The sequence below is a fragment of the Olsenella phocaeensis genome, assembly GCF_048189965.1.
GTDB lineage: Bacteria > Actinomycetota > Coriobacteriia > Coriobacteriales > Atopobiaceae > Olsenella_I > Olsenella_I phocaeensis.
This window is the reverse complement of record NZ_DBEZHV010000003.1, coordinates 24,601-36,979: the sequence shown is the minus strand read 5'-3', so window position 1 is coordinate 36,979 and position 12,379 is coordinate 24,601. Positions and strand designations below refer to the sequence as shown.

The window sequence follows — 12,379 nt, the reverse complement described above, 5'->3', positions numbered from 1 at the left end:
GACGCGCGACGACGTCGTGCAGCAGACCGCATGCGTACGGGGGACGCGACGGCATTCCCGCACCGCCCGCATCCCCCGTGCCCACAGAAATCGTCGTAACCCGGCAGGACTATCGCCTATGCATCCAAGCGCTCAACGCCGTCGCGCGTAACGCGCGCATGGAACAACGGGATGGCCGTGGGCTCCTCCGTGCGAATGTCCAGCGCGGAGAGAAGGATGCGCTCCCCCTCGTCGCACAGCGCCTCGTCGGCGGCATACAGCGTTGCGAGCAGGTCCCCCTCAGCGACGGCGTCACCACTCTTCTTGGCCAGGACGATGCCCGCGGAGTAGTCTATCGCGTCCTCCTTGCGCGCACGACCGGCACCCAGCGCCACCGACGCTATGCCACAGCGCTCGGTGTCCATCGCATAGAGCCAGCCAGAGCGCTGCGCACGCACCTCACGGGCCACGCGCGGCTGCACGAGACTGTCGAAGGCGTCGTCGAGCAGGGAGGCGTCACCGCCCTGGGCGGCAACCATCTCCTTGAGCTTCGCGAAGCCCGCTCCGTTTGCGATCTGCTCGCGTGCCATGTGCCGGCAGTCATCCATCTGCCCCTTGCCCGCCAGGAAGAGCATGTTGCCCGCCAGCTCGACGCAGATGTCAGTCAGGTCCTTGGGACCCCTGCCCTGCAAGGTCGCCGCAGCCTCGGCAACCTCCAGGGCATTGCCTATGCAGTTGCCCAGAGGCCTGCCCATGTCAGTGATCATCGCGACGGTGGTGCGGCCGACGTGCTCGCCGATCTCGACCATAGACCGAGCCAGCTCTATGGCGTCGTCGACGGTCTTCATGAACGCCCCGCTGCCGCACTTGACATCGAGGAGGATCTTGTCGGAGCCAGCCGCTATCTTCTTGCTCATGATGCTGGAGGCGATGAGCGGCAGGCTGTCGACGGTGGCGGTGACGTCGCGCAGGGCATAGAGCTTCTTGTCGGCCGGAACGAGGTTGCCCGTCTGGCCGATGATGGCCACGCCGACCTCGCTCACGATCCTCACGAAGCGGTCGCGCTCGACCGAGGTGGAGAGGCCGGGAATGGACTCGAGCTTGTCAAGGGTGCCGCCCGTGTGCCCCAGCCCACGGCCGCTCATCTTGGCGGTCTTCACTCCAAGCGAGGCAACGATGGGCGCGACGACCAGCGAGGTCTTGTCGCCCACGCCACCGGTGGAATGCTTGTCTACCTTTATGCCGGGAATGGGAGAGAGGTCCACCACGTCGCCCGACGCGACCATGTCCATGGTGAGCGTCGCAGTCTCGCGAGCGCTCATCCCCCTGAAGTAGATGGCCATGCACAGGGCAGAGGCCTGATAGTCGGGTATCTGGCCCGAGACATAGCCGTCGACGAAGAACTTGATCTGCTCGTCGCTCAGCTCCCCGCCATTGCGCTTGGTCTCGATGACGTCGTACATCCTCATTGGCCATCAGCCTCCCTTTGCGCCGCCTCGAGGTCATGGGGGCCAAAGCCCAGCGGCAGCAGGTCTTCCAACAGATAGGTCCTGATCTGGCGCGGCGAGGCGGCCAGCACCACCCTGAAGCTCCGAGGGTCGCAGAACTCCTCCATCACCTGGCGGCACACGCCACAGGGCGCACACCAGTTGCTGATGGGAAGCCCCTCGGCCCCACCGACGATGGCGATGGCCTCGAATTCCCTCGCCCCCTCGCTCACCGCCTTGAAGAACGCGGTACGCTCCGCGCAGTTCGTGGGCGTGTAGGACGCATTTTCGATGTTGCAGCCACGCCACACCCTGCCCTCCGAGTCGAGAAGGGCGGCGCCCACGGAGAAGTGCGAGTACGGGGCGTATGCCTCCTCTCGCGCGGCGATGGCCTCCCGAACGAGCGCTACCTCGTCCATCATGCCTCCCTTGACGGGGCGCTCGGCTGGCTGCGAGGTGCCCCGACGGTCTTCCTTCGGACTCCCGTAGCCCGAGAGGTCCCCGTACCGCACGACATGCTAGCGCGCACCCTTCCTGTAGGGCACGCCATCGGCCTTGGGTGCCACGGAGCGACCCACGAAGAGCACCAGCACGATGATGGTCAGGATGTAGGGCAGCATCGCCATGAGCTGGCTGGGGATTGCGATGTCACCACCGCCCAGTATCACGGTGAGGGCCTGGGCCAGGCCAAACAGCAGGCAGGCACCGTAGGCTCCATGCGGCTTCCACTTGCCGAAGATGACGGCGGCGAGCGCGATGAAGCCCTGGCCGCTGATGGCCGTCTGGGTGAACTGCGAGACGATGGCCAGCGTGACCGAGGCGCCACCGAAGCCCGCCAGCATGCCCGAGACGATCACGCAGACGTAGCGCGTGCGCTCGACGTTTATGCCCAGGGTGTCGGCGGCAGCAGGGTGCTCGCCCACGGCGCGGACGCGCAGGCCCCACTTGGTCTTGTAGAGGACGAACCACATGATCACCGCGGCAACTAGGCCCAGGGCAACCGTCACGTCCACGTTGAGGCTCGCATACGGCGTGCCGGCAAGGGCCTTGTCGCCGAAGAGCTTGGGCAGCGTGGTGTAGACGGGTGTCATTGCCGCGTTGTCAAAGAGGCGGCGGCAGAAGAAGAGGGCGAGCCCGGGCGCCAGGAGGTTGATTGCGACGCCCGAGACCGTCTGGTCAGCCCTGAAGGTGATGGACGCGAAGGCGTGGAGGAGGGCAATGATCGCACCGGTGAGGCCTGCGACCAGAAAGCCCAGCCAAGGGTTCCCAGTGAAATACGAGACGGCAGAGGCCGTGAAGGCGCCGACCATCATCATGCCCTCTATGCCGATGTTCACGACGCCCGAGCGCTCCGAGATGACGCCCGAGAGGGCGCCGAACACGAGCGGCGTCGAGTACATGAGGGTGATGCCGATGAGTAGAAACAGGCTGCTAGGCATTTGCGACCCCCTTCTCCCTGCGCTCAAGCCAATCGGCAACCATGGGAACGACCTGCGAGAGGGCCATGAGGAACACGATGGTACCGATCATGATGTTGATGATGTCGGATGGCGCCCCCATGACCTGCTGGACGCTCTGCCCGCCATAGATGAGGCCGCTGAACAGGAACCCGGCGAAGATGCACCCTATGGGCGAGGAGCCGGCAATGAAGGCCACCGAGAGGCCGTTGAAGCCATTGTTCTCGAATGCGGCCAGGGTGGATATGTTATGCGGCTCCAAGCCGGTCACTGCCAGAGCGCCCGCCAGGCCGCAGAGGGCGCCCGAGATGAGCATGCAGGTAACTATGTTGCGGTTCACGTTGATGCCGGCGAACTGGGCCGCCTCGCGGTTGAGGCCCACGGCGCGCATCTCGTAGCCCATCTTGGTGCGCTTCAGCAGCACTGCGATGAGGATGGCACAGGCCACCGCGATGAGGATGCCCACGTTGACGTCGGTCTTCACGAGCACCTCGTAGAGCCAGGGGGTCCCCTTGAGGGTGGCGAGCCCCTCCTCCGAGAGCTTCCACTTGGGGAGGATCATGGTGTAGCTGGAAGGATTGACGGCATAGGTGCTCGTCGACTCCGGCTGGTGGAAGGCGGGCACGTTGACCACGAAGTTGCAGGCGTAGAGGCTGATCCAGTTGAGCATGATGCTGGTGATGACCTCGTTTATCCCGAACTTCGCCTTGAGCCAGCCAACGAGGGCGCCACATGCGGCCCCGCCGAACGTCCCCGCGAGAATGACGAGGGGGACCTGCAGGACGGGCGGGAAGTCGCAGCTGATGCCAACGATCGCCGCGCAGATGGTGCCAGTCACGTACTGACCTTCGGCACCGATGTTGAAGAGGCCCGTCTTGAAGGCGAAGGCCACGGCCGTGCCGGTCAGAATCAGGGGGGTTGCCTTGATGACGACGTTGGAGATGTACTTGGGCTTGCCGATCATGCCGTTAAACAGGGCCGCGAAGGACGGTCCGGGCGCATAGCCCGCGATCGCGAGCACTATGGCTGCGATCAGGAAGCCTACGGCGATTGCCAGTATCGATGCCGCGATGGGCTTCCTCAATAGCTTGACGATGGTTTTCATTTGCTCCCTCCTCCTGCCATCAGGAGGCCGATCTGCTCCTCGGTGACCGTTCCCTGCTCGAAGCTGCCAACGATCTGCCCGTCGTGTATGACGGCGATTGTGTCGGACACGTCCATGACCTCGTCGAGCTCGAGCGAGACGAGGAGGATGGCGGCGCCGCGGTCGCGCTCGCGAATCAACGACTTGTGCACGAACTCGATGGCGCCGACGTCCAGGCCTCGCGTGGGCTGGACGGCCACGAGCAGGTCAGGCTCACCAGAGACCTCGCGGGCGATGATGACCTTCTGCTGGTTGCCTCCAGACAGGCCTGCGGCCGGCTGGGACTCGCAGCCCTCGGGACGGATGTCATACTCCTCGATGAGGCCGCGAGCGAACTCCTCGACCTTTGCCAGGTCGAGCATGATGCCCTTGCCGAAGCGCTCTTCGTTGTGACGCTCGAGAACCGAGTTCTCGGCGACGCTGAAGGGCAGGACGAGACCCCAGCGATGGCGGTCTGAGGGCACGGTGGCCACGCCAGTCTCGATGGTGTTCCTGGGCGTGGTGTTCTGAATCTGCTTGCCCTTTACCTCGATCGTTCCCGACTCCGCATGCACGAGGTTGTCTATGGCGTCCACGAACTCGCGCTGTCCGTTGCCGTCGATGCCGGCGATGCCCACGATCTCGCCCGCATGCACGTCGAGCGAGAGGCCCTTCACGACCTCGATCCCACGGTCGTCCTTGACGTGCAGGTCGCGTATCGAGAGCACGGTCTCGCCCGGCCTGGAGGGCGACTTCTCGACGTGGAGGTTGACGTGGCGACCGACCATCTTGGAGGCAAGCTCCGCCTCGTTAGTCTGCGCCACGTCCACGGTTCCCATGTAGCGACCGCGGCGAATGATGGTGCACTCGTCGGCGGACGACATGATCTCCTTGAGCTTGTGCGTGATGATGATGATCGTCTTGCCCTTGCTGACGAGGTCGCGCATGATCTTGATCAGCTGGCCGATCTCCTGGGGCGTGAGGACTGCGGTCGGTTCGTCTAGGATGAGGGTGTCTGCCCCGCGGTAGAGTGCCTTGAGTATCTCGACGCGCTGCTGCATGCCCACGGTGATGTCCTCGATGAGCGCGTCCGGGTCTACCTCGAGGCCGTACTCCTCGACGATCTTGACGACCTCCTGTCGCGCCTTGGCCATGTCGAGGACGCCCGCCGTGCCGCACACCTCCTCCCCCAAGACGATGTTCTCGGTCACGGTGAAGTTCTCCACCAGCATGAAGTGCTGGTGGACCATGCCGATCCCATGTTTGATGGCCTCGGTCGGGCTGTTTATGCTTACCTTCTCGCCGTTGAGGAAGAGCTCTCCGCCGTCGGCCTGGTACAGACCGTACAGGACGTTCATGAGCGTGGACTTTCCCGCCCCGTTCTCGCCCAGGATGGCGTGGATGGACTGCTTCCTGACGTCGAGGTCAACCCCGTCAAGCGCTCGGAACGAGCCGAACGTCTTGACTATGCCATGCATCTGCACGGCGTATTCCGGACTGACTTCCATGTTTTCTGCTCCCCTGGCGTCGCATCCAAGGGATGGGGCACCCCGCCATCAGGCCAGGGCGCCCCATCCCTGCGTGCTTCTTGACTTGCGGACTAGAGGCTCGCCACGTACTTGTCGTAGGAGTCCTTGTTCATGGGCGGTACGATGCTGCCATCCTTGATCTTCTCGGAGAGCGCGAGCGCGGCCTGATAGACGTCATCGGCAATGAGATCGTGCTTCTCGGGGATGCCGACGCAGTCCTCCTTGAAGCCCAGCTCGATGTTGGAGCCGCCCTTGAGGGTGCCCGCCTCGATCTGGGTCGAGACCTCGATGATGGCCTTGTCGACCCTCTTCAGGGCCGAGGTGATGACGTTGTCGGGAGCGAGGTAGTTCTGGTCACGGTCAACGCCGATCGCGTACTGGTTTGCCTCCTTGGCCGCCTCGATGACGCCCGCACCCACACCACCGGCGGCATGGAACACGATGTCGCACCCGTCGGAGAACATCTTGGAAGCGATCGCCTTGCCCTTGGCCGCATCGGAGAAGCTGTCGGCGTACTGGCCCTGGACCTCGACGCTGGTGCCAGCCTCCTTGTTCGCGTAGTCGACGCCAGCCCGGTATCCGTAGTCGAACTGGTCGATGACCACGCCGGTGATGCCACCGACGAAGCCGATCTTGTTGGTCTTCGTGGTACGTGCGGCGATGTAGCCAACCAGGAAGGAGGGCTCCTGCGCACGGAAGGTCACGCCGGTGAGGTTGGGCTGGGATTCATCGTATGCGTTGTCGATGATTGCGAACTGGACGTCGGGGTTGGTCTGGGCGGAGTGGGCGACGGCGTCGGCCATGTTGAAGCCAATGCCCCAGACGAGGTTGGCCTCGTCGTCGACGGCCTTGTCGAGGTTGGTCGCGTAGTCGGACTCCTGCTTCGACTCGATGTAGCTGACCTCCCAGCCCTTGTCGGACTCGAGCTGCTGCAGACCCTCCCAGGAGCTCTGGTTGAACGACTGGTCCGACACGCCACCGGTGTCGGTGACCATCTCGATCTTGTAGCTGGCGGCATCGGCTCCGGCACCGCCGGCGGACTCGGTGGTCGAGGCCGAGCCCCCACCGCAACCAGCAAGCCCTGCGGTCGCCGCTAGGGCCGCCGTGGCGCCCAGGAAGTTCCTGCGCGTGATTTCGGCTTTGAGCATGACGTGTCCCTTCTCCTTCTTCGAACTTCCCTGGGGGGCCTTGCCCCGCTTGCATATGTCCATGGGGCCTGCGCCCCATGTGGTGCCGCACTCGCACGGAGGCGACTACTCCTCGGGCAGGGCCAAGGAGAGCGCGACCTCCATCATCTGTGTGAAGCTGGTCTGCCTCTCGTCGGCGGACAGCGACTCCCCCGTCATCGGGAGGTCCGAGATGGTGCAGAGGCAGAGTGCCTTCTTGTGGGCCTTCGCCGCATTGAGGTACAGGCCCGCAGACTCCATCTCGACTGCCAGGACACCCATTGAGGCCCAGCGCTCGTTGACCGTGGGGTCTGCGTTGTAGAAGGAGTCGGCCGAGAGCACGTTGCCGACTCGGGTGGGGACGCCCAGCTCCTCCGCCTTGCGGACGGCACGACGCAGGAGGCCGAAGTCGGCGATGGGCGCATAGGTCCCGGGCAGCTTGAACTGTGCGGCGTAGTTTGAGTCGGTGCACGCGCCCAGGCCCACGACCAGGTCGCGCAGGGCGACTCCCTCGGCGAGGCCACCAGCGCTGCCGATGCGGATGATTGCGTCCACGTCATAGAAGTTGAAGAGCTCGTACGAGTAGATTCCTATCGAGGGGATGCCCATGCCGCCGCCCATGACCGACACGGGGTGACCCTGGTAGTTCCCCGTGAAGCCCAGCATGTTGCGGACGCTGTTGAAGCAGGTGACGTCCTCGAGGAAGTGATCGGCCACGTACTTGGCGCGCAGCGGGTCTCCCGGCATGAGGACGGTCTTGGCTATCTGGCCCTCAAGCGCGGCGTTGTGCGGGGTGGGGACGCTAGGCATTCTTTGTTACCTCCATGATCTGGTCGAGTCGGGACGTTCCGTGGTCGCCTGCCGGTGCGCCGAGATAGTCGAGGATGGTGGCCGAGATGTCGGCAAAGGTGCCACTGGTCTTGAGGTCTATGCCGGCCTTCACGCGAGGCCCCGCGATGACCCAGGGAACGTACTCGCGCGAATGGTCGGTGGAGGGGGTCACGGGATCGCAGCCATGGTCGGCGGTGACCATGAAGAGGTCGTCCTCACGCAGCTTGCCCAGGATGGTGGGCACGTGCTCGTCGAAGTAGGCAAGTGCCTTCGCATAGCCGTCCACGTCGTTGCGATGACCGTAGATCATGTCGGTGTCCACGAAGTTCACGAAGCAGAGGCCCTCGAAGTCCCTGTCAAGGAGCTCGATGGTGCGTTCGATGCCCTCAGGGTTACCCGAGGTGGGAATGGACTCCTTGATGCCACGGTGGGCAAAGATATCAAAGATCTTCCCCACGGAGATGACGTCGGTCCCGTTGGCGCTCAGGATGTCGAGCATCGTCTGCCCCGTGGGCTCCAGCGAGAAGTCATGTCTATGCGACGTCCTCGTGTAGTTGCCGTCCTCGCCCACGAAGGGACGGGCGATGACGCGGGCGACGCCGTTCTTCCCAGTCAGGATCGAGCGGGCCATGCGGCAGTACTCATAGAGCTGCTCGCAGGGGACGACGTCCTCGTGCGCAGCGATCTGGAAGACGCTGTCCGCGGAGGTGTAGACGATGAGGGAGCCGGTCTCGACCATCTCCCTGCCATAGTCACGAATGACCTCGGTGCCCGAATAGGGCTTGTTGCACAGCACCTTGCGACCGGTCAGACGCTCAAACTCCTCGATGACGTCCGCGGGGAAACCGTTGGGATAGGTCGGAAAGCGCTCAGGCGAGATGACACCCGCCATCTCCCAGTGGCCAACGGTGGTGTCCTTGCCCTTGGACGCCTCGCGCAACCTTCCAAAGGCACCCTTCGGGGCCTCAATGGGAGCGATGTCCACGTCGTAGACGGAGTCAAGCGCGCCCTCGATGTTGAAGAGCCCGAGGTCACGGAGGTTGGGCATGTGGAAGAACGGACTCGTCGCACAGGCACAGAGGGTGTTGCTTCCCTCGTCGCCATACTCCGCCGCGTCGGGTTCCTCTCCGATTCCGAAGCTGTCCAATACGACGAGGAAGACCCTCTTGGCCATCAAATCACCTATCTCTCTGTGTGTGCCGTATGCTTGCGTGAAAGGGTCAGTGACCTCTCAGATAAACGTCTTGAATAGCATATGTTTATATTCATCAAGCATAAGAAAAACAGTTATGAGCGGTCGCTAGCTCGCCGCAAGTGGCATGTCTGATGAGTGTTCTCATGCATAGGTGATTGTGAGTTGCTAATCTTGTCTTCTTGTAGCTGCTTCTTTATAAGAATTACTGTCCTTGTTTGTATTTTCATAATGTGATACATAGTTTGATACGAAACCATTTGTCCCATCAAACTATATTGAGAATTTGTTTAGTTTTATAAGCTACTGTTTAGTAGACGTGTCCAAGAACGAGCAATCCCGAGTCGGACTTGGCAAGCGCACAAGCCCGACCCGGGACGCAGGCAGGATATGGCAGACGGCAGGAGACTCCCGATGCCGAACGACTAGCTGACGATGGCGACGCTTGCGCTGGTGCCAAGGCGATCTGCACCGGCCTCCACCATGGCAAGGGCCTCATCCTTGCTGTGGATTCCACCCGCCGCCTTGATCTTGCAGGCATTTCCAACGGTCTGGCGCATGAGGCGCACGTCCTCGACCGTGGCCCCACCCGTGCTGAACCCAGTGCTCGTCTTGACGAAGGAGGCACCGGCCTTCACGCAGTCCTTGCAGGCGCGAACGATTTGCTCGTCGTCAAGCAGGCAGCACTCGAGAATGACTTTGACGGGGTGGCCGTCGGCTGCCTTCACGACTTCCGCAACGTCGTTGACGACGTAGTCGTCGTCACCATCGATGAGCTTTCCGACGTTGATGACCATGTCTATCTCGGTCGTGCCGTCGATGACCGCCTGCCGCGCCTCGGCTGCCTTGCCCGTCGTGGTGGCCGCGCCCAGAGGGAAGCCGATGCAGGTGGTGACGCCGACACCGGAACCCTCGAGTCGCTTTGCGGCAAATGAGGTCCAGCAGCCGTTGATCGAGACGGTCGCAAAGCCGTACTCGCGCGCCTCGTCGCAGAGCCTGGCGAGATCCTGCTCAGTAGCGTTCTGCTTGAGGTTGGTATGGTCGATTCGCTCGTGCAGTTCCATGTCTCCTCCTCCGCCCCGGGGCGGCGCGACGCCCTTTGCGTCATGCACCTTATGCTGGCACCCCAATGAGTTGCGCATACGCCAGGAATGGCATCGGCCATAAGAGCAAGTGATTTCCACATGCATGAGCAGTTGCTAATACATACAAGTGGATGCATAGCCTAAGCTGTTATTTCTTTCTGGCGTTTGCGCGATTGTAGCGCCAGTTACGGAAATGGCGCCCAACGACCTTCCAACTCCCACACAATCCAAGGGCGCTTTTGTGCCAACGGTAGCCCTGGACCCGCAGGCGGACGAATCCCGAATGGCTACAGGCAAATCGGAAGGCCTTGTCCAAGGATGCGAGAAGGCGCCCCATGGCCGAAGCCATGGGGCGCCTGTCACTGCCTGGCTCTGAGACCTGCGGCTTAGTACATGCCGCCACCCTGTCCGCCGGCAGCGGCGGCACGGGAGATCGCGTCCTCGATGGTGGTGTCCTTGGGCTCGTCCGAGACGGTGGCCTCGGTGATGAGGATCAGGGACGCCACGGAGGCAGCGTTCTGCAGGGTGGTGCGGGTGACCTTGACGGGGTCGAGGACGCCCATCTCAATCATGTCGCCCCACTCGCCGTTCGCAGAGTTCAGGCCCTCGCCCTCGGGCAGGCTCTTGATCTTCTCGACCACGACGGAGCCCTCGAAGCCGGCGTTGGCAGCAATCGTGCGGACGGGGGCAGAGAGCGCCTTGCGGATGATCTCGACGCCGATGCGCTCGTCGTCATCAGCGACCTCGACGGTGTCGAGGGCCTTGGCGGCCTGCAGGAACGCGACGCCGCCACCGGCGACGATGCCCTCCTCGACGGCCGCGCGGGTGGCCTGCAGCGCGTCCTCGATGCGGTGCTTGATCTCCTTCAGCTCGACCTCGGTGGCCGCGCCGACCTTGATGACGGCGACGCCGCCGGCCAGCTTGGCCTTACGCTCCTGGAGCTTCTCCTTGTCGAAGTCGGAGTCGGTGTGCTCAATCTCGGAGTTGATCTGGCCGATGCGCTCCTGGATGGCCTCCTTGGAGCCCGCGCCGTCGACGATCGTGGTGTTGTCCTTGGTGATCTTGACGGACTTGGCGCGGCCCAGCATCTCGGCGGTGATGTCAGAGAGCTCGACGCCGAGCTCCTTCATGGCAACCTGGCCGCCGGTGACGATGGCGATGTCCTCGAGCATGCGCTTGCGACGGTCACCGTAGCCGGGGGCCTTCACGGCGGCGACGTTGAGGGTGCCGCGGAGCTTGTTGAGGATCAGGGTGGCCAGGGCCTCGCCGTCCACGTCCTCGGCGATGATCAGCAGCGGGGAGCCGCTCTTCTGAATCGCCTCGAGCACGGGCAGGATGTCCTGGATGTTGCTGACCTTCTGGTCGGTCATCAGGACGTAGGGGTTCTGGAGCTCCGCCGTCATGGTGTCGTTCTCGGTGGCGAAGTAGGGCGAGATGTAGCCCTTGTCGAACTGCATGCCCTCGACGGTGTCGATGTCGATGCCGAAGGTCTGGGACTCGTCGACGGTGATGACGCCGTCCTTGCCCACGACGTCCATGGCGTCAGAGATCTTGTTGCCGATCTGGGGGTCGCCGGCCGAGATGGTGCCGACGGCGGCGATCTGCTCCTTGGTCGAGACGTCCTGCGAGGCGACCTTCATCTGGTCGACGGCGGCGGCGACGGCCTTGTCGATGCCGCGGCGGATCGCGATGGGGTTGGCGCCGGCGGCGACGTTGCGCAGGCCCTCGTTGACGATGACCTGGGCAAGCAGGGTCGCGGTGGTGGTGCCGTCACCCACAGTGTCGTTGGTCTTGGTGGCGACCTCCTTCACCAGCTGGGCGCCCATGTTCTCGACGGGGTCCTTGAGCTCGATCTCCTTGGCGACGGAGACGCCGTCGTTGGTGATCGTGGGAGCGCCGTAGGAGCGCTGAAGGGCGACGTAGCGGCCCTTGGGCCCGAGGGTGGTGGTGACGGCGTCAGCCAGCGTGTTCACGCCCTTGGCGAGCTTGGCGCGCGCGTCGGTGCCAAAAGAGATGTCCTTGGCCATTCTGTGTACCTCCAAAGTCTCGCTCGCGGGAGGCGAGCGTCCTGTGCCTGCCTGCTAAGAGCTACTCGCTGATGATGGCGTAGATGTCGTCGGCACGGAGGAGCAGGTAGTCCTCGCCGTCGAGCTTGACGTCGTTGCCGCCGAACTTGCCATAGAAGACCTGGTCGCCCACCTGGACGTCGACGGCGATGCGCTCGCCCTTGTCGTTGAGCTTGCCGGCGCCGACGGCGATGACCTCGCCGCGCTGGGGCTTCTCCTGCGCGCCGGAAGAGATGTAGAGACCGGTCGAGGTCTTCTCCTCCTTGGGGGCGGGCTTGACGAGGACGCGGTCGCCCAAAGGCTTAAGAGTCATGGTGAGTTCCTCCTTCTTGGGGGCATCGCAGATGCCCGATTCGCAGGCAGGGCCACCGCTGACCCTGTCGCTCAGCCAACGCTGTGAATAATACCCAGAACCGATTCCTTATACAACGAGAGAGAAAAAATCTTACAGACGGCACTTAGAT

11 protein-coding genes are annotated in these 12,379 nt (G+C 63.2%); all 11 read right to left on the bottom strand.

The features are described from left to right. Positions 1–116: 116 nt before the first annotated feature. The 11 genes from ACMPH2_RS00480 to ACMPH2_RS00430 all read right to left on the bottom strand — a co-directional run bounded on the left by ACMPH2_RS00480 (position 117) and on the right by ACMPH2_RS00430 (position 12,228). Entirely contained in the window at positions 117–1,448 is a 1,332-nt protein-coding gene (locus ACMPH2_RS00480; protein WP_072499994.1) for a pyrimidine-nucleoside phosphorylase, read from the bottom strand. After that, positions 1,445–1,885, bottom strand: coding sequence for a cytidine deaminase (locus ACMPH2_RS00475; protein ID WP_062529401.1), 441 nt, complete (start codon positions 1,883–1,885; stop codon positions 1,445–1,447). Before ACMPH2_RS00475 ends, ACMPH2_RS00480 begins: the two co-directional genes overlap by 4 nt. A 99-nt stretch (positions 1,886–1,984) precedes the next feature. Beyond that, complete coding sequence (locus ACMPH2_RS00470; protein WP_303132916.1) at positions 1,985–2,905, bottom strand: ABC transporter permease; 921 nt, start codon at positions 2,903–2,905, stop codon at positions 1,985–1,987. Further along, positions 2,898–4,028, bottom strand: a complete 1,131-nt coding sequence (locus ACMPH2_RS00465; protein WP_303132918.1) for an ABC transporter permease — start codon at positions 4,026–4,028, stop codon at positions 2,898–2,900. The genes ACMPH2_RS00470 and ACMPH2_RS00465 overlap by 8 nt, the downstream gene beginning before the upstream one ends. Next, positions 4,025–5,554, bottom strand: a complete 1,530-nt coding sequence (locus ACMPH2_RS00460; protein WP_072499996.1) for an ABC transporter ATP-binding protein — start codon at positions 5,552–5,554, stop codon at positions 4,025–4,027. The genes ACMPH2_RS00465 and ACMPH2_RS00460 overlap by 4 nt, the downstream gene beginning before the upstream one ends. Positions 5,555–5,646: 92 nt before the next feature. Continuing rightward, positions 5,647–6,723 (bottom strand): BMP family lipoprotein, encoded by a 1,077-nt coding sequence (locus tag ACMPH2_RS00455; protein WP_303132920.1) that lies wholly within the window; start codon positions 6,721–6,723, stop codon positions 5,647–5,649. A 105-nt stretch (positions 6,724–6,828) separates the two neighbouring features. Then, complete coding sequence (deoD, locus tag ACMPH2_RS00450) at positions 6,829–7,551, bottom strand: purine-nucleoside phosphorylase (RefSeq protein WP_417118327.1); 723 nt, start codon at positions 7,549–7,551, stop codon at positions 6,829–6,831. After that, a complete protein-coding gene (locus tag ACMPH2_RS00445) occupies positions 7,544–8,746 on the bottom strand; it encodes a phosphopentomutase (protein WP_303132924.1) in 1,203 nt (400 codons plus the stop codon). The genes deoD and ACMPH2_RS00445 overlap by 8 nt, the downstream gene beginning before the upstream one ends. Before the next feature lie 443 nt (positions 8,747–9,189). Then, complete coding sequence (deoC, locus tag ACMPH2_RS00440; RefSeq protein WP_303132926.1) at positions 9,190–9,828, bottom strand: deoxyribose-phosphate aldolase; 639 nt, start codon at positions 9,826–9,828, stop codon at positions 9,190–9,192. Between the two features lie 407 nt (positions 9,829–10,235). Beyond that, complete coding sequence (gene groL, locus ACMPH2_RS00435) at positions 10,236–11,876, bottom strand: chaperonin GroEL (protein ID WP_009278108.1); 1,641 nt, start codon at positions 11,874–11,876, stop codon at positions 10,236–10,238. Positions 11,877–11,937: 61 nt separating this feature from the next. Then, on the bottom strand, positions 11,938–12,228 hold the full coding sequence (locus tag ACMPH2_RS00430) for a co-chaperone GroES (protein WP_009278109.1): 291 nt from the start codon (positions 12,226–12,228) through the stop codon (positions 11,938–11,940). Between the last annotated feature and the right edge of the window lie 151 nt (positions 12,229–12,379).